This window comes from Sphingobacterium pedocola, assembly GCF_015209965.1.
Classification (GTDB): Bacteria; Bacteroidota; Bacteroidia; order Sphingobacteriales; family Sphingobacteriaceae; genus Sphingobacterium; species Sphingobacterium pedocola.
The window spans coordinates 215,911-235,614 of the sequence record NZ_MU158691.1 but is presented as its reverse complement, the minus strand read 5'-3'; the positions used below and the strand labels follow the sequence as shown (position 1 = coordinate 235,614).

Genomic DNA, 19,704 nt, shown 5'->3' with positions numbered 1-19,704 from the left:
TTCTTAAGCCGAGCATCAATTACCTTTAGAAATCGATCCATCGGGTTTCTCGTTCTACTGTTATTAAAACCGGATAATACCGAAAGGCTAATGGCAAACTTAGCAAATTGTGATTAGTTCTGCACTAGGTCAAGGTGGCTATATCAATATAGAATCTTTTCGTCAACATCGTATTTCATTGCAGGATAGTTTAACAGTCGTCTCATAAGCGCCATTTGTCCACATAGATAATCCTGTCGTCCAATGCACATTCCAATGAAATTGAGTTTATCTTCCCGTATGAAGGGAACATTCATATTTATCTGGAAAATTTCCGCTAATTGTTCATCTTTTACGTCTAGTAAGCTTTGATAAACTTTTGGTGATATTGCGTGAAAATTTTCCTGCAATTCATTCAGACTTGGATAAGAAAAATGTTCATCCAATGTTTTTCCCATATAAAATAATTCGTGGTAAGGATCCTCTTCCTGAAGTCCTAACACATGTGCTATTCCATAGCGTACATTGACGAAATTGCCAGCCATCCAGATGATATGATTGGTACGACCATCGATTCGTTTCATCGCATCCTCCTCGGAAAGTCCATCCAAAACATCCAGAAAACTCTGCGTATGCATTCGGTAAGCCGGGATAATGACTTCTAATTTTGTTGATTTTGGCATGTCCATTTTTTAATAATTTTAAAACCTGTTACTACTTACCTTATTTTTATTAAAATTAGCGTATTTACCATAGCCTATACTTATCCTATGGCAAGAAATTATTATTTCAAATATGAAAGATTGCTCTTCCCATTCTTAAATTTTACTTTACCCTGAATTAATTATGTATTTTGTTGCCTATTTTTCTCCACAAAGCAGAAAAACATAAGAATAGAATTAAGTGGATCTAAGTAAGTTGTCCGTCAGGCCTCAAATCTCAGTTTTAAGAAAACATGTTATTTAGAGCATTGTTACATGAGCTCGTCTGCTTTTTAAAATAAATTATATATGACAAAACGGATTATTCTCATATTATCGCTTTTCCTGATAGGTGATATCTATTTTTATCAGGCTATCATCACCATTACACAGAACCCACTGTTTCATATCGGTTATTGGTCTGTAGATATCTTATTGATGGCTGGGATAATATCTATAATATTCATACGAAAGACAGGTGATAGCGCACAACGCTTTATAGCAATACTGATTACGGCAATGTTACTCCTGTTCATTCCTAAATTATTTTCTTTTCCCATTCTATTGGCGGAGGACATCGTCCGTCTGTTTCGTGGCTTTCCGACAAGAAGCATTTACGTAAGCGAGGCTACGCTGGCACTTGGGGGAGTGATCTTTCTAGTTATCGTTTTTGGTTTAACGCGTGGAAAGCATTTTTATAGAGTAAGAAAAGAAACGATTTATTTTCCTGACCTACCCGAGGCATTTGACGGTTTTACCATCACACAGTTATCGGATATCCATTCTGGAAGTTGGACCGATACCAAAGGCGTGCAAAAAGGTATTGATCTGGCCAATGACCAAAACAGCGATTTACTATTATTTACCGGTGATCTGGTCAATAATATGGCTTCAGAAATGGATCCGTGGATACTTAGTTTCACAAAACTAAAAGCGCCGTACGGAAAATATGCTGTTTTGGGCAACCATGATTATGGCGACTACATTAAATGGGAGAGCAGAATAGCCAAGGATGCAAATCTTAGACGTCTAAAGGAAATTCACGCTGAAATGGGTTTTAAATTATTGCTCAACGAGACCGTGATAATAAATAAACAGGGCCAAAGTATTGCGCTAATTGGTGTGGAGAATTGGGGGAAAAGTGGCTTTCATCAATATGGTGATTTGAAAAAAGCAACGGCTAATATACCCGATGACTCGTTTAAACTACTCATGTCGCACGATCCGTCGCACTGGGATGAAGTAACTATTCACAAGCAACATGTGCATCTTACGTTGGCAGGACATACACACGGTATGCAGTTCGGTATTGAGCTATTTGGCTTTAAATGGAGCCCTATTCAGTACTTCTATAAGCAATGGGCTGGCCTCTATACAAAGGATGGCAAGTATCTCTATGTAAACAGAGGGTTCGGATATCACGGATTAAAAGGTAGAATAGGTATGTGGCCTGAAATAACAGTACTTACGTTGAAACGTACGAATGACGGAATCCCCGGTGTAACGCCAAAAGATATTCTGACGTAAATGGCTGCCCGAAACTGCAACAAGGCTACAGGACGGATACCACCCTATAAAAGAAGAGGTTGCTTCCTATGTTCGTATTCAACAAACGTAGACAACAACTTCCTCTACTAGCTACCTAAAGTACTATATCTTTCTATCGTAATGGATGATTCAATTATATCAAGCTAAATCAAACCGGTCTAAATTCATCACTTTATTCCAAGCGGATATAAAGTCGTTGACAAATTTATCCTGCGCATCTGCACTTCCATAAACCTCAGCAAGAGCTCTCAATTCTGAGTTGGAACCAAACACAAGATCCGCACGAGTACCGATCCATTTTGATTCGCCGCTGCCGCTGTCGTTGCCTTCATAAACTTCCTTGTCATCGTCTAAAGCTTTCCAAACTGTATTCATTTCGAGTAGATTTACAAAGAAATCATTGGTAAGCACTTCTGGACGGGATGTAAAAACTCCATGTTTGGATCCGTCAGTATTTGTGTCCAATACACGTAATCCTCCTACCAATACGGTCAACTCTGGTGCCGTAAGTGTCAGCAGCTGTGCCCGATCAATCAGCAACTCTTCGGTAGATACATGTAGATTTGATTTGCGGTAATTCCTAAAGCCATCGGCAATAGGCTCTAGGTAACCAAAGGACTCAACATCGGTTTGTTCTTGCGAAGCGTCCATGCGCCCCGGTGTAAAAGGCACGATGGTAGCGTGTCCAGCGTCTCTGGCAGCTTTCTCAACACCGGCACAACCAGCTAGCACGATTAAATCTGCGAGCGACACTTTCTTTCCGTCTTCTTGCGCAGCATTAAATTCGCTTTGAATATCCTCCAATATGTTTAATACTTTTTGCAGTTGCGCAGGATTGTTGACCTGCCAGTCTTTTTGAGGAGTCAAGCGGATACGTGCACCATTTGCACCACCACGTTTGTCAGACCCCCGGAAGGTGGAGGCTGACGCCCATGCCGTAGAAACTAATTCCGACACCGTTAAACCAGATTCCAATACATTTGTTTTTAGGATCGTAATATCATGGTCATTTATCAATATATGGTCAACTGCAGGAATAGGATCTTGCCAAAGCAATTCTTCTTGCGGAACATCCGGGCCTAAGTAGCGTTCACGGGGCCCCATATCGCGATGTGTTAATTTAAACCACGCACGAGCAAAAGCATCCGCAAATTGATCTGGATTTTGAAGGAAATTTCTTGATATTTTTTCGTAAATGGGATCAAACCTTAGCGCAAGATCTGTCGTAAGCATGGCTGGTGCGATTCGCTTTGAAGGATCGTGGGCATGTGGCACCGTATCGGCACCCATGCCGTGCTTTGGTCGCCATTGATGTGCACCAGCCGGACTCTTCGTTAGCTCCCATTCATACCCGAACAGATTCCAGAAAAAATTATTGCTCCATTTCGTCGGAGAAGATGTCCAGGTAACTTCCAAACCACTGGTCGTCGTATCTGCTCCTTTTCCTGTGCCAAAACTATTCTTCCAACCCAAACCTTGCTCCTCGATGGAGGCTGCCTCAGGCTCAGCTCCTACTAGGTCCGAATTACCTGCACCGTGGGTTTTGCCGAAAGTATGCCCCCCCGCAATCAGTGCAACAGTTTCTTCATCATTCATCGCCATGCGACCGAAGGTATCACGTATATCTTTGGCAGCTGCGATAGGATCAGGATTTCCATCAGGACCTTCAGGATTCACGTAGATTAAGCCCATTTGCACAGCGGCAAGTGGCTTTTCTAAGTCTCGGGAATGGATAACACCATCAGCATCATCGTCCGAAACTAATACGCCTTCTTCCTTTGGCACACCTTCGGAGCCATGGCCATAACGAAGGTCGCCACCTAACCAAGTGGTTTCAGAACCCCAATAAACAGATTCATCCGCCTCCCAGACATCTTCACGTCCGCCAGCAAAGCCAAACGTCTTAAAACCCATAGACTCCAATGCCACGTTACCGGTTAGGATCATCAAATCTGCCCATGAAATTTTCCGGCCATATTTTTGCTTGATAGGCCAAAGCAACCGGCGGGCTTTATCGAGGCTCACATTGTCCGGCCAGCTATTCAGTGGGGCAAAACGTTGCAATCCTGCACCTGCACCGCCACGACCATCGCCTACGCGGTACGTGCCTGCACTATGCCAGGCCATACGAATGAACAAAGGACCGTAATGACCGAAATCTGCTGGCCACCAATCTTTTGAATCGGTCATGAGTGCATGAAGATCGGTCTTCACAGCTTCCAAGTCAAGGCTTTTAAAAGCTTCGGCATAGTTAAATTCCTCTCCCATTGGATCTGATAAAGAAGAGTGTTGACGTAGGATATTCAGTTTTAACTGATTAGGCCACCAATCACGGTTTCTAGTACCACCACCGCCTACATTCTGTTTCATACTTCCATTATGAAACGGGCATTTACTGATATCGCTTGATTTTTTTTCCATTTTTAGCAGGTTTTTATTGAATGAACGGATGTTTACTTTTTACCGTCAGATTGGACCTTTGACGATTAAATATTGCATTTTTCCTGTATGCTTAATATTTCTATCATCTCGAGCTCACTTATATCGGGCTTACTTGACATATAAAGTTAACATATTAAAAAGTGTCATCAAAATCAATTAACCCTATATTACGATAGTTAAAATCTATTATAACATTATACGTCATCACAGAGTTTCTCCATCGAACCGGTTAAACAACATAAATATATTTTGATTGTTATATCTATACAAACTTTTTTATTTACTCATAGATATATAACGACAGCTTATAATGAATCCATTATATTTCTCTGGCACGAGCGGCATTCTTTTACCATACAAAAACAAGAGTTTTTATCCTGAAACTTTGCGGCATAAAAGTAGGCTCGCTGTCTATAGTATACTATTCAACTCATTGGAAGTAAATAGTTCATTCTACAAGGTTCCGCTTTCGGCGACCGTACGCAGATGGTCGGAGGATGTAACAGACAACTTCCGATTCACGTTCAAACTATGGAGAGGGATTACCCATACGAAAGGACTTGTCTTTAATCCAGATGATATTACGAGTTTTATGAAAACCATCGATGCTGTTGGCGAAAAAAAAGGCTGCTTATTGGTGCAATTGCCCCCGTCGACCGGATTTCCTTCCTTTGCCCGCTTACAACAATTAATGGAAACAATCTCAGCAAGCAATCCTAAACAAGACTGGAAGGTATGTGTTGAATTTAGGCAAGCATCATGGTACCGAGCGGAGACATATAAATTACTGGATGCGTATGGAGTTTCGATTGTTTTTCACGATAAAAGCAGTACAGGTTTAAATATAGAACAGATGGAAACAGAATTTATTTACTTACGTTTCCACGGTCCGGATGGTGATTTCAAAGGAAGTTATGATGATGCTTTTTTAATGGAATACAGTTATTATATCAAAGATTGGCTATCATCTGGGAAAGAAGTCTTTGTTTATTTCAATAATACTATTGGCGAAGCAATTGCCAACGTGAACCTGCTGAAACATTATGTAGGGAATAGCGATTAAATTACGCCAACGCTTTAATGTCTTTGACATTAATAATCTTTTTTTGAAAATCGGCATGAACGAGACGAATCATAGCCTTAGCGACTTGTTGAAGTGTACTCGTACCATTCGGAACCAACACTATCAATAGAGGGTACATCCAACCGATATACTGATAAAGTGGTAGCAGATGTTTTTGTCCGCCTGTTGCTTTCATAAAACCGGGACGGAAATTATACACCTTTTTAAACGGCATCATTGCCAGTGTATTTTCTGTCTTTCCCTTCACACGAGCCCACATACTGCGGCCATTTTCGGTACTATCGGTACCGGCACCGCTTACATAGATGAATACAGCATTCGGATTTTGCGCCAACACCACTTCCTCAAAACGGATAGTCGTGTCGAAGGTAATCCGTGTATATTCTTCTCCCTTAAGTCCCACGCTACTAATTCCGGCACAAAAAAAACAGGCATCATATCCGTTAAGCCGTTCGTGTTCCGTCCTTAAATCCAAAAATTCAGGCACGATGTATTCTTTCAGTTTGGAATGCACGTAGTTACAAGACTTACGGCTTACACTCAGCACTTCGGTAACATATGGATTGGTAAGACATTCCAAAAGAACGCCCTCGCCTACCATTCCGGTTGTTCCTGTTAAGATAATCTTCATAAAGTTAAATAAACCAGTACTATTTAGTTAAACATTGCAAAGGCATTAAAGTTTTAATTTCCATAGAGATACGTTCCTATTTAGCTCGAGTCATTGATCAAGTGGATGCTTTTATAATAAAAAATAGCTAAGTTCGTATGATAGAAAAGAGCCGTGAATAGCATGACAAAACAGCAAAACCTTATCATACCATTAACTTTACTTTTATTACCGCTCATATCAATTACTGCCTGGTTCCTCCTAGATGGCGGTATTTCGCATGGATACAATTTCATATATTATTGGATCTGGATCATTGGATTTCTCATTGTATTTAACACCGTTGTTGCCGTTTTGCTTATTTATAAAAGTATAAAACGAATAAATACATTTGAGTATAGTCGAATATTTTATATTGGTCTAGCACTTTTAATCGGTTCAACGCTATATTTTATGGTTAATCTAAATTAGTTTTACTACTTAAAAGAGGAAACACTTGGCAATTCCACATTTGGCAAAGATGATGATGAGCACCGCTCCCACCATATTATTAAATTAAATCCAAAAAACAATCGTTAGACTAATTAAAAATCCCTAAAAAATTAAAACTATTAGACAAAAAAAATACTACAGACATCCATGTCAATACATTTTCACCATTAACATACATAAAGAAAGCTTTAAAACACACAAAATATGTTAAAAAACTGTTAAATTATTTTCATTAGACATAATAGCGCAAAAAAAACACCTCATAAACAGCATTTTAAATATAAATTCAGTTATTTTTAAAAAAAAATAAAAATTACTTGGAGTAAGTGTACGGAATACACTACCTTTGTTCTAGGTTTATAATTGGTTAGTAAAGGTCTTCAGTCTCCCCGGCTGAAGGCCTTTCATTTTTATCGACTAATTATTAAAACCAAAAAACATCAATTTGCTTTATAATAGGGCACTGCTTATTCTAAAAAAGGAATAATATCGAAATACACCATTTTGCCGGTATTATCCTATTTATCAGGGAGCTATTCTATGAAGTAGACTCCCTGAGAAAAACAAATTTGCTACCTTTTAGACACAACAACAATTATTAGACAAGACAGGACTTTAATTATAACCCTCGTTTTGTTCGTATAAATCGGGATTGATATTTAGTTCAGTTTGGGGAATTGGATATATGATATAATCCGCCTTCATTTGATTCATCGCTCCTTCATTATCTTCTATTGTAGACCAGCGATTCAGCAAGTCAATGGCTTTTCCAGATCTAACTAAATCATGCCAACGTAGGCCTTCTCCAATAAACTCTCTTCGACGTTCGGCCAACAAACCATCCAGATCGACAGCGGTTACCAGTGGAATATTTGCTCTTCTTTTAACATCGTTTACGAAGGTTATCACATCTTCTTGAGAGCCCGAAGCACCATTTAATGTACATTCTGCACGCAATAATACAATATCAGTATACCTCAAAACTATAAAATTAAGTGGCCAATCTGTCCAACGTGTACCTCTTTTAGCAGCATCTATATATTTCACCAATAACGGTCTCGCATCATATCTCCCACCAACTGTATATCCTTCTTGTACCGCAAAAGTTTTACGATTATCTTCTGCAGGATAAGTAGAAAGCAAATCCGCAGATGGAGGCCGCACCATTACCCCTCCAGCAAAGCCTGCAATTTGTTGAACATAGAGATCAGGAAGGAATAAGGATGGATATTCTCCACCTAAGCCTAGCCCACCTGAAATATATTGCACGTCAAAGATAACTTCCGCATTATTTTCATTGTCATAAGCGAAAATTTCATCATACGTATCGAGTAATCTAAACTTTTCACTTTTAATGATATCATCAAGTAAGGTAGCAGCGAGCGACCATTCATCAGTTCCAAGTCCAGGACCTTCAATACCGTATGACGGTCCAGATCTTGTCATATAAACCAATGCTAATATTCCTTTCGCTGCATAACGAGTGGCATGTCCCACCATGTTAGCATTATAGGCTTCCGGCAGATTTTCAGAAGCAAATTTTAAGTCTTCAATAATCAAAGCGTAGATGTCTTCTGCTTTACTTTGAGATGTGTTTTCGGCCTCTACCGCTGTCATCACTCTGTCGATAAGTGGAACTTTACCAAATGACCTTACGAGATCAAAGTAATAAAATGCACGCAGGAAACGCCCCTCAGCCTCCAGCCTTAGTCGAAGTGGCTCATTTAGTACTTCTGCACCATTTTTTGACAATTGATCCAGCAAGGTATTTGCCTTAAATATCCCGCTATAGTTGTCACTCCAAGACGATAGTACTTTAGAATTTGCTGCCAGTCCTGGAGAAAAATTATTGATTTCATCCCAGTAGCGTTTCCCGTCATCGGAAACCCCGTAAATATTATCAGATCGCGTTTCTGACAGATCCAATACTCTTGTAGGATAAGATTTTAAGTCTGCATAAACGGAATTAATAGCTTGTAAGAAATCACTTTCCGACTTATAAAAAACTATAGTCGTTGCATTAGATGGTGGTATTAATTCCAACTGATCTGTACAACTGCTGCTTAGCAATAGCGCAAACAGCATCATCATGTATCTTATTTTCATATTGTTTACGTTTTTAGAATGTAACATTAATGCCTGCAACAATTGATTTCGGCAACGGCATTCCACCATAATCTGCGGCAACAGGGAATTTGGAATCGCCGCTGACATTGGAAGTCTCTGCTTCCGGGTTATATCCACCATAATATTTATCTTGACCAAACCAATTCTCGATTGTTAGATACAGCCGAAGCGATTCGAAAAAGTTAGATTTACTTTTCATATTATACCCTGCAGTGATATTTCGTATACGCCAATAATTCGTTGAATACAACCAATCGGTATTATTTACCGGTGCAAAGTTGGAGGAAGCGGCTTTCCCTCTCTCTGCAGAAGCATCTGGATTTTCTGAAGTCCATCTATCGCGATGAATTCCTAACTGATTATCAGTATACACTACGCCGGTTACATCTATCGCACGTCCTAGTAAAGAATAAAGGGATCCTCCTGATTGTCCTTGAACCAACACGGATAGGTCGAAATTCTTATAACGAAAATTATTGGTAGCACCCCAAACATAAGTTGGATTCGGCTGGCCAGATACCTGCCGATCTGCAGCATTGATTACACCGTCATTGTTAACATCGACGTATCTGGGGTCTCCAACTTGTTGCCCCGGAACGATAGCCACTCCATCATCAATATCGCCCGGGGTTAAAATACCGTCTCTGTGAACTACAAAAATACTATTAATCGGTAATCCTACTTGAAGAATGGTAAATGCATTTCCACTATAATTGGAAGGTAGCGGAATTTCGATCGTAGAATTGGCTCTTCCAAGTTTAAGAATCTCATTGGTATTGTGGCTAAGATTCAAAGAAGTATTCCATTGAAATGCACCCGTAAAATTTCGAGTACTTAATTCTGCTTCCCAACCTTGATTTCTTACAGCACCAATATTCGTGAGCATGTTCCTAAAACCGGAAGCTGCAACCGTAGGAACATATAATAATAAATCCGTATTCTCTTTGGTATAATAATCGAAGGTCGCATTAATTCTATTTTTAATAAAAGCAGCATCGATACCAATGTTAAAGGTATTCGATTTTTCCCAGCTTAAGTTTGGATCTGCAATTATATCTGGTGCCAAACCTCCTACTTGGGTTCCTGCAAAACTATAATTATAACTACCAAGTGTAGAAATACTGGTATAATCGCCAATATTATTATTACCCGATTTACCCCAACTGGCCCGAACCTTTAAATCGGCAATAGCACTGATATCCCTCATAAAATGCTCTTCGGAAATCCGCCATCCAATTGAAGCTGAAGGAAACCAGCCCCATTTTGTATTTGTTCCGAAGCGCGAAGAGCCATCTCGCCTCACACTGGCAGATAATAAATATTTGGAATCATAAGCATATTGCAAACGACTGAACCACGAGAGCATGGTGTTCTCACTCTCTGTTGTATTACCGGTAATTGCAGCCGCTCCATTTAGGGTTGTGACATAAATATTTGTGTATCCACCGGCCGACGCCATGTTGGAAGTATTCAAGGAGGTATAATTATAGGAGAATCCCCCAAGTGCTGAAATATCGTGCTTATTGTCCAAAAGGGTATTATAAGTCAACGTGTTCTCATTTACAAAGGTTTTTAGCCTATATGTAGCATAGGTACCCCGCGTGATTTCTCCAGGTGTGTTCGTCCTCGAAGTAAGGTTTCCATTTACGGTATGTGGGGTGAATTTTTTGGTGCTTGCATCGGTATTATCAAGATTTAAAGAGGTTCTAAATCTAAGCTTGTCTATTATTTCGTAGTCACCAAAAAGGGTTGCTAATGTTCGGAAATTTTTCGTTAAACCAATTGTTTCTTCTGCAATTGCAACCGAACTGTTATTGGATGTACCCCACCGATAACTGTCATTATCAAATGCATTTACATTGACGCCCATATATTCTTCGGCCACTGGACTGAAGATCAAGGAACGATGAAGGAAAGCATCCTTTCCTTCTGTTGAGCCGTTACCATGCCCTGGTTCATGGAGCTCGGAATAAGTAGGGGCAATATTCATTCCTATTAATAATTTACGGGTAGGTTTAACATCGATATTCGCCCGTGCCGAGATGGGTTTGTATCGTTGGTTGATGATCGTTCCTTCTTGGTCAGCATAGTTTGCCGATACATAATATTTTACAATGTCGGTTCCGCCGCTTACGCCCAATTGATAATTTGTTGTCCTGGCCGTACGGAATAACTCATCTTGCCAGTCGATAATTCTCAATCCTGGATACCCGGGCAAGGACCACCGATCATCCAACATATACTGCGTATTAAAGCCCCCCGCTGGTAAGCCTAGTATTTCACGTCGCTCTTCCGTCGTTTGTGATGCTGATCGACCCGACCCGGATGCTTCCCACTGAGCGTTAATAACTTCTGTGGCTCTCGACATCCATTCTTCTCCACTAAGTAGGTCTATTTTTTTTACTGCCTGTGATATTCCGCCGAAAACGTTAACATTAATTTTAGGCGTCCCGGATTTACCTTTCTTTGTGGTAATTAGGACGACACCATTTGCAGCCCGTGAACCATAAATAGCTGCTGCGGAAGCGTCTTTCAAAACCTGAATTGATTCAATATCATTGGGATTGATATTATCTAATGGATTTCCATTAGTGTATCCACCATTTGAATTCTGGCTATTAACGGCCAATGGAAAACCATCGATTACATATAGTGGTTCGCTCCCTGCCGTAATAGATCCTGAACCTCTTACCTTAATACTAAATCCCTTGCCAGGTACTCCTGTCGTTTGCTTGACGTGTACACCTGCCATCTGTCCTACGAGTGCCTGATCTACACGGGTAATGGGGCGTTCGTCTATTCCTTCGGCATTAAATGTAGAAACTGGGGCAATTACGTTTGCGCGTCGTTGTGTACCGTAGCCAATAACAACAACTTCATCAAGATCTGAATTGACGGATCGTAACTTAACATTGATTTCATTCCTACCCTGAAGAGATACTTCCTGTTTCTCGTATCCTATCATAGTAAAAATCAAAATCGCATTCTCATTAGGTAATTGAAGGGCAAATCTTCCTTGTACATTAGTCGTAGTACCTAAACTTGTATTCCCTTCAATTGTTACAGAAACACCTTGCATTACGCCAATAGAATCGGTAACGATTCCGCTCACGGTAAGCTGACTAGTCTGCTCCTTTTTAGTTATTGGTGGATCAGTATTTATAGTGTGAATAGGTTTTCTTTTAATCACAATAGTTTTCTTCCTAATCGTATAATTTACAGGTTGATTAATAAAACACAGTTCCAACGCGTCTTCTAAGGACATGTTCTCGACATTTAATGAAACCCGCTTTGTTTTATTCATCGCAAACGGGCTGTAAAGTATGTGGTGGCCACTTTGTTTACCGATCTGCTCAAGAGCATTTTCCAATGAGGAATTTTTGAGAGATATCGTAACACGCTGCGCATATGTTGACGCATTTACACACAGCGTACCCAGCACTGTAAAGAAGGCTATAAGCTTCATGATCTTCCATGTTTTTAATCCGTCCCAATGGCTCCATAGCCTTGGTCGCACATCATAATTTTTGTACATTTGGTGTGTTAAGTTTAATGTGATTGTAACTCGGTTTATTCTTAATTGCATTAGCTTAATCGCCAGGAGCGCTGCAATCGTTCCTGGTATTTGCTATAAAACGACAGTTTACTCCATTACATAAATCCTCCTTCCTTCTATTTTAAAGGTAACAGTTTCTGTTAGAGCAAGCATATCTAATACTTCTTCGACCTGACCAAAACGGGATATTGTCCCAGAGAAAAGCTTTTCTTTCATATCTCCTTTATATATCACTTCCACATCGTACCACCGTGATATCTTACGCATAACACTTTGTATATCTTCCATGTTAAACACGAAATTCCCGTTCTGCCAAGCCAATACGGCATCGGGGTTAAAAGTGGCTTTGTCCACAGAATTGTGTCTTTTATCATAAATTGTACATTCTCCAGGTGTAAGGGAATATTGTTGGTTTACAACATTTAACACCACACTTCCTTCGATTAAAGACGTTTGAACCTCTTCCTCATCTGGATAAGCTGCGACATTAAAACGAGTCCCTAAAACGGTAATTTCTTGTCCGCTACTTTTTACCACGAAAGGATTTTCTGATTGCTTTGCTACATCAAAGTATACTTCGCCTTCGATTTCTACCGTACGTTTTACACCGCTAAATCTCGCTGGAAAACGAATCGATGAAGCAGCATTTAGCCATACCTTTGTTCCATCTGCCAATTCAATGTGGTATTGTCCTCCTGGGGGCGTACGAATCGTATGATAGCTTATTTTTTCGGAAGAATGGGATAATGAATTATATCTTAATTGACCTGGAGTATCTTTATGAGCTACTGCTTCGCCATCAATCGAGAAGTCGCCAATTATCAAGTCATTTAAATTAACTTCCGTACCATCCTCTAATACGAGCACAGCTTTATTCCCTCCTGGTGCAATTACCCGGTGATCATTTACGTTGCTCTTCTTATCGATAAAGATGTGAGATTCTGAAACCCAATATATGCCAAAACACATGAGAAATACGGCGACAGCGCTGTATTTGATAATGGAATAGATACGTTGGCGGGAGAAAAATAAATTTGGTGATGCGCATATATCTTGTCTTAGTTCTTCGTTTAGCAATTTTTGAAGTCTTGTTTTTACTTCATCTTTACGTCCCATCCTTGTTTCATCCCAAGAACGATCGCTAAACTCAAAGGTATCGTGATACGCCTCCAATTGTTGCAATTCGGTTGGCGTGCAATTTCCTGAATTACACTTTTCATATAATATGATATATTCTCCCTCGGTTAGCATATTCAATGGGTTTATACTTATATAGAGATTTTTTTTAGCCGTAACACACATACAAATTCTATATTTTTTTGAATCTATTTCACAAGCTGGCTTATAACAAGTTATAATCTAACCATGAGGAAGGCTGAAGGAAGATTTATCGATAGCAAGCAATTTAATTGGAAACTAATACTTGTGATAAAAATCAATTTTATCTAAGTTTGCCAATATCGCGTGTGGTAAACGCATATTTTTCTAAGCTTTTAGCACCAAATATAGATCAGCTACAAAATGAATTTACATAGGGAATGAGCATGAATGCACGTAAAAAGAAGCTTCCTGAAAATTCGACACAAACAGACCAGGAATTGTGGCATGAGGTGCAGTTCAATAACTGTGCGTTGTCTTTTTCGACGCTGTTCGATCGTTATTGGAGCACCTTATATACTTCTGCCTTTTTCTATATTGAAGATAAAGAAAAAAGTGAGGAAATTACGCACGACATTTTGCTTAATCTTTGGCAAAAAAGAGAAAAACTTCACATTCAATCATTTTCTGCTTACCTCCGTGCTGCGGCTAGGTATCATGTATACAAAGTTCTTAAAGCGCAGAAATCATCGGTAATAACTTATACCGCAGACTGGGAGCAGATAACAGTCCCACTGGTGTTAAACGAAGGGGAAAACAACATAAGACATGAAGAAACAAGTAAGTACATACTTGGAATCGTCCAAAATCTCCCGGCACGATGCAGGGAAATATTCTTACTTAGCAGAATGGACAATATGACCAATGAGGAGATTGCAGTAAAACTTGGAATTTCGAAAAGGACGGTCGAAAATCAGATTACAACTGCCTTACATTATATTAGAAGGCAACTACACGTTCTAGCAACCATAATAATACTTTTATTGAACTATTATTAGCACATCAATTTTCCGTATTCTCATGCTTCCATAGAAGTATAATATTATATTTTGGTTATCTAGTGAATAGTCCTCAGACCCCATGTCATGACACATATTACCGCCAAAGCTGTCCTAAAACGATAGAGACTATGCAAAGGATGTGATCATAGATCGTTCATATTTATCAATATCTGGTTAAACACAATATAAACATAACAAATGCACTAAAAGATTTAAGCAACAAGGGTATCATATCTGCTAAAACGGAGTAAAGAAAAGTTAAGCGATTTTGATCTGCACGTTATTATTTTACAAATAAAAACAACATATTTGCGTAGTGGTCAAAACTATCTATTGAGCACTTTGTTTACCAAATAGTTATGTTAAACCCACAAATATGAGCAATTCACGTCGTAACTTTCTCCAAAAATTAGCCTTATCGGCTATCGCTTTGCCCCTTTTACCTTCTTACGCTACTTCACATCTTGATCAGTGGTCAACAATAGATCCTCAAAAACCTGTCTTACGCGTTGCACTCATGGGATTAGGAGGTTACGCTCAGCACGTTGCCGACGCTATGCAATCCTGCAAGAGGGCTAAAATAACGGCACTGATCAGTGGCACCCCTTCTAAACTAGAAGAATGGGGCAAGAAATATAATGTACCAGAGCAAAATCATTATAATTACGCAAACTTTGATGACATCAAGAATAACCCCGAAGTCGACGCAATATATGTCATTACACCTAATTCGCTGCACCACGATCAGGTTATACGGGTAGCTAGGGCCGGTAAACATGCCATTTGTGAAAAACCAATGGCCATTAATGCAGAAGAGGGCCGCGAAATGGTCGATGCATGTGAAGCTGCGGGTGTGAAGTTATTGATTGGTTATCGTATGCGTTTTGAGCCCAATACACTTGAGGTCGTCCGCATGAGAAATAATGGCGAATTCGGAAATATCAAGTTTTTTCAAGGCCTGTCTGGATTTCGCATTGGAGATCCAAATCAATGGCGTCTTAATAAGGAATTGGCGGGCGGAGGTTCTCTTATGGATATCGGCATCTATGCAATAAATGGTGCCCGATATATGATAGGTGAAGATCCAATTTGGGTGACAGCGCAAGAAACAAAAACTGATCCGATCAAATTCAAGGAAGGAGTGGACGAAACTATTCAATTTCAGTTAGGTTTTCCCAATGGTGCCGTAGCCTCCTGCCTATCTACATACAATATGGGTTCTTTGGATCGTTTTTTTCTAAACGGTGAGAAGGGTTTTGCCGAAATGAGACCATCAACAGGATACGGTCCCATAAAAGGGCGTACAAACAAGGGGGAATTAAATCACCCACATGTGCCACACCAAACCATTCAGATGGATGAGATGGCGAGCATCATCCTGGATGGCAAAACACCCATTTTGTCGGTAGATGGTAAAGTCGGCCTCCAAGATATGAAGATTATAGATGCCATATACCGTGCCTGTGCAATCGGCCAGCGACAAGAATTGGATCTGACTTAACAGACCAAAAAAATCTACGTATCTCCAATTAAATAACCATAAGGCTTCAACGGATCTACATTGTCAAAAATCACTTTAAAAATTCCCAGTATTGGAATAAATAAGATCATTCCTGCAGCTCCCCAAACCATACCTCCCAAAAGAAGAACCATTATGGTAAATAAAGGTCCTAAACGGACTTTACTACCGGTAATATTTGGTGTAAGTACATAGCTGTCCAATTGCTGCACAACTGTAAAAAATATAGTCACGATGATTGGGACTGTGAGAGTATCTCTCGTGATCAGCGTGTAAAGCACGACTATTATTCCGCCTACTACCGATCCGATATAGGGAATCACGTTGATTAGCGCTGAAATGATAGCAAAGAATAACGCATTCTCGACACCAATTATAGTTAGGCCGGTAAAATAGATAATAGAAAGTATGAGTACTACTAAAAATATTCCGCCTACATACAAGCTGGATATCTGTGTAATTTCATCAACAATAAACTTAGTGTGAGCCACCTCTCCTGTTCCTGCGTACCTGTTTACCAATTGAAGAACAAAATTCTTGATTCGACTTCTATAAATTAGAATCAAAATCGTGTATACGGTGATAATTAGCAGATTACCCAATAAGGAAACGACGGAAAAAACCGCTCCGCGGACGAGTTTTCCAGCTGAATTAGACCATTCGGAAACTTGACTCTGTAAATACTCTTTCTGCTTTCCTTTGGATACGTTGAAATGTTCGGAAATAAACTCATGTCCGCGACCAAGCATTGTATTTAAGCGCTCGCCTAAAACCGTCATACCTGTACCTAAATTGACTAGCTCATTTATCAAGACATAAATGACTCCACTAATCACAAAAAATGTAAGCAATACCGCTATTGTCGCCGCCAGAGCTCGCTTTATCCTCCATTGTTCGAGTTTGCGACATACAGGAACCAAGAGCATTGCCATCAGACCACTTATTGCGATAGGAACTAGAAAAGCTTTTGCATAGTGGAGGATAAAAAAAATCAGCACCAGCAATAACAGCACTTGATTGAAACCACCTAAAACCGTAAATTTCTTCGTATCGGCACTCATGGCAATAACCTGTTTATCGATTCTGCTAATTTTTGATCCTTATTTGTTACTCGGTTGCCTGCATCGTGTGTAGTCAGCCAAATCTCTACTTTATTGTATTCATTTTTCCAGGTAGGATGGTGATTTTGCGATTCTGCGAGAATCGCTACACGTACCATAAAAGCGAATGCTTCCGAAAAATCGCTGAAGGTAAAAGATCTGTACAATTTGTTATCCGACTCGTTCCACATGATGAATGATTTTAAAGTCAGAACAACGAATTCGGCATAATTGTTTTAGGATATAGCTTCGTATTATATATCATCGACGTTAGCGGAATATTTATGATTTATATCTATTGCAAAACTATCTTTGAATAATTCCGTCATTTCTTTTTATTTCCTTTATAAATAAGTTTAATAATTTGCCTTTATATCAAAACGCGATTATAATTGCACCGAACGGAAAATTCATCTAAATTTGAATTTTACAAATTATGCAAACAAATCTGATTACTATACAAGATTTTTACAATGACATTTTTGGTGAATATTGTCCTCAAATAGCACGTTATCTAAAAGATCAGAACAATGTAGATATCGGACATTTTAACGTGTTTGATATTGCTACACTCTATGATAGAAAAAAAGCATCGTCAACAAAACCGACAATGCCTTACAATAGACGCACGTACTATAAGATCAGTTTGATAAAAGGTAAAAATACAGTGGAATATGCCGACAAGGTAATTACTATAGATGACTATGCCTTGCTATTTGCCACGCCAAGGATCCCGTATTGTTATGTTCCTCAAGACGTAAATCAAGCTGGTCATTTTTGTGTATTTACCAAAGATTTTTTGGCTAAGGCTAATAGCGGAATGCGTATAGACGAGTTACCTATTTTTCAACCGAATGGGGAATTCATCTATCGCATAGGTGCTAATCAGTTTAAAGAGGTAAAGCTTGTTTTCGAGAAAATGCATCAGGAAATCAATTCCGATTACATCTATAAATATGACCTCCTCCGTAACTACGTGATGGAACTCATTCACTACGGTCAAAAGCTCACACCCCTTGAAAGTGTCTCAAGTGGTATCGATGCATCTGCAAGAATTTCAACTCTTTTTATTGAATTATTGGAGAGACAATTTCCTATCTCATCGCCCTCTCAAAGCATACGATTAAAGTCGGCGATTGACTATGCACAAACGCTTGGAGTACATGTAAATCATCTAAATAAAGTGTTAAAAGAACGAACAGGAAAAACCACCACCGAAATTATAAAAGCAAGAATACTGCAGGAGGCACGAATCTTATTGAAGCAAACACCATGGAATATTTCCGAAATCGCTTACGGATTGGGATTTGAAGAAGTAGCTCATTTTTCAAATTTCTTTAAAAAGAATACGAACATATCGCCACTGTCGTATAGAGATGTAATGGATTAAAGCGCAATAATTAGATAAATCAACCCGTTCTATTAACCCAATAGCTTTAGCAAGAATACAATATTTGATTTTCGCAAATAATCCATTGAATTTTGCAACTACTTTTATTAACTAGCCACGACATTTGTATTATAAATTTTAAAACGAAAAAAATGTCAGACAACAGGAAAAAACTGGCCCTTATTACGGGAGGAAGTCGCGGATTGGGGAAAGATATGGCTTTGAAAACTGCAAAAAAAGGTTTTGATGTGATCATTACTTACAACAGCCAACAAGCCGAAGCGGAAAAGGTTGTAGCCGATATAAAAGCAGGTGGTAACAAGGCTTTTGCATTACAACTGGATGTTTCGCAAAGCAAAACATTTGATCTATTTGTAGAGAATCTAAAAACCCTATTAGAAACTGAATTCCATTCGCAGTACATTGATGCATTGATAAACAATGCTGGGTTTGGTATTCACGCTGATATGGGTAATACTACTGAAGAACAGTTTGATACAATGGTAAATGTACATTTGAAAGCGCCATTCTTTTTAGTACAAAAACTGTTTACAATCATTTTCAACGGTGGCAGTATCGTAAATATTTCGTCAGGATTGGCAAGATTTACCACTACGGGTTACGATGCATATGCTATTATGAAAGGTGGTGTAGAAACCCTTACTCGCTATCAGGCAAAATTTTTAGGAGATAAAGGGATTCGTGTAAACACATTGGCACCTGGAGCAATAGAAACAGATTTTGGTGGCGGTGCTGTGCGGGATAATGAAGATGTAAATGGAATGATAGCAGGAGTTACTGCTTTGGGTAGAGTCGGTTTACCCGATGATATTGGTAGTGTAGCCGCCTTTCTGGTTTCCGATGATTCCAAATGGATCAATGGACAACGGATCGAAGTCGCTGGTGGCGTCTATCTTTAATCTGAATAATTTGACCATAAATAACCCGATAACAAATATACTATCGGGCTATTCTTTACCAAAAACTTGATCATCTC

The 19,704-nt window shown here is 39.3% G+C and carries 14 protein-coding genes; 6 read left to right on the top strand and 8 right to left on the bottom strand.

Annotated elements, in window-relative coordinates; genetic code table 11:
• Positions 1–143: 143 nt before the first annotated feature.
• A complete protein-coding gene (locus C4F40_RS16895; protein ID WP_196940595.1) occupies positions 144–662 on the bottom strand; it encodes a DinB family protein in 519 nt (172 codons plus the stop codon).
• Between the two features lie 327 nt (positions 663–989).
• Between C4F40_RS16895 and C4F40_RS16890 the strand changes: the two genes are divergently transcribed.
• Positions 990–2,207, top strand: coding sequence for a metallophosphoesterase (locus C4F40_RS16890; RefSeq protein ID WP_196940594.1), 1,218 nt, complete (start codon positions 990–992; stop codon positions 2,205–2,207).
• 159 nt (positions 2,208–2,366) lie between these two features.
• Here C4F40_RS16890 and katG read toward each other — a convergent pair whose 3' ends face one another.
• Complete coding sequence (gene katG, locus C4F40_RS16885; RefSeq protein WP_196940593.1) at positions 2,367–4,649, bottom strand: catalase/peroxidase HPI; 2,283 nt, start codon at positions 4,647–4,649, stop codon at positions 2,367–2,369.
• Between the two features lie 331 nt (positions 4,650–4,980).
• Here katG and C4F40_RS16880 point away from each other — a divergent pair, with 331 nt between their 5' ends.
• Positions 4,981–5,733, top strand: a complete 753-nt coding sequence (locus C4F40_RS16880) for a DUF72 domain-containing protein (protein ID WP_196940592.1) — start codon at positions 4,981–4,983, stop codon at positions 5,731–5,733.
• Position 5,734: 1 nt separating this feature from the next.
• Here the strand turns inward: C4F40_RS16880 and C4F40_RS16875 are convergent, their stop codons facing one another.
• From C4F40_RS16875 to C4F40_RS16860, 4 genes are all read right to left on the bottom strand, one after another.
• Positions 5,735–6,385: a Rossmann-fold NAD(P)-binding domain-containing protein gene (locus C4F40_RS16875; RefSeq protein ID WP_196940591.1), complete on the bottom strand. Its 651-nt coding sequence runs from the start codon at positions 6,383–6,385 to the stop codon at positions 5,735–5,737.
• Between the two features lie 1,086 nt (positions 6,386–7,471).
• Positions 7,472–8,962: a RagB/SusD family nutrient uptake outer membrane protein gene (locus C4F40_RS16870; RefSeq protein ID WP_196940590.1), complete on the bottom strand. Its 1,491-nt coding sequence runs from the start codon at positions 8,960–8,962 to the stop codon at positions 7,472–7,474.
• Positions 8,963–8,975: 13 nt separating this feature from the next.
• Positions 8,976–12,518 carry a TonB-dependent receptor gene (locus tag C4F40_RS16865; protein WP_196940589.1) on the bottom strand — a complete coding sequence of 1,181 codons (3,543 nt, stop codon included), beginning with the start codon at positions 12,516–12,518 and terminating at the stop codon, positions 8,976–8,978.
• 108 nt (positions 12,519–12,626) lie between these two features.
• A complete protein-coding gene (locus C4F40_RS16860; RefSeq protein WP_196940588.1) occupies positions 12,627–13,790 on the bottom strand; it encodes a FecR family protein in 1,164 nt (387 codons plus the stop codon).
• Between the two features lie 293 nt (positions 13,791–14,083).
• Here C4F40_RS16860 and C4F40_RS16855 point away from each other — a divergent pair, with 293 nt between their 5' ends.
• Together C4F40_RS16855 and C4F40_RS16850 are read left to right on the top strand one after the other, a co-directional pair.
• Positions 14,084–14,695 carry an RNA polymerase sigma-70 factor gene (locus C4F40_RS16855; RefSeq protein WP_196940587.1) on the top strand — a complete coding sequence of 204 codons (612 nt, stop codon included), beginning with the start codon at positions 14,084–14,086 and terminating at the stop codon, positions 14,693–14,695.
• Between the two features lie 379 nt (positions 14,696–15,074).
• Entirely contained in the window at positions 15,075–16,199 is a 1,125-nt protein-coding gene (locus C4F40_RS16850; protein ID WP_196940586.1) for a Gfo/Idh/MocA family protein, read from the top strand.
• Between the two features lie 14 nt (positions 16,200–16,213).
• Here the strand turns inward: C4F40_RS16850 and C4F40_RS16845 are convergent, their stop codons facing one another.
• Positions 16,214–17,278 (bottom strand): AI-2E family transporter, encoded by a 1,065-nt coding sequence (locus C4F40_RS16845; RefSeq protein ID WP_196940585.1) that lies wholly within the window; start codon positions 17,276–17,278, stop codon positions 16,214–16,216.
• On the bottom strand, positions 17,275–17,508 hold the full coding sequence (locus tag C4F40_RS16840; protein ID WP_196940584.1) for a 4a-hydroxytetrahydrobiopterin dehydratase: 234 nt from the start codon (positions 17,506–17,508) through the stop codon (positions 17,275–17,277). The genes C4F40_RS16845 and C4F40_RS16840 overlap by 4 nt, the downstream gene beginning before the upstream one ends.
• Before the next feature lie 245 nt (positions 17,509–17,753).
• Between C4F40_RS16840 and C4F40_RS16835 the strand changes: the two genes are divergently transcribed.
• On the top strand, positions 17,754–18,707 hold the full coding sequence (locus C4F40_RS16835; protein ID WP_196940583.1) for a helix-turn-helix domain-containing protein: 954 nt from the start codon (positions 17,754–17,756) through the stop codon (positions 18,705–18,707).
• 152 nt (positions 18,708–18,859) lie between these two features.
• Entirely contained in the window at positions 18,860–19,627 is a 768-nt protein-coding gene (locus tag C4F40_RS16830; RefSeq protein WP_196940582.1) for an SDR family NAD(P)-dependent oxidoreductase, read from the top strand.
• Positions 19,628–19,704 lie beyond the last annotated feature (77 nt).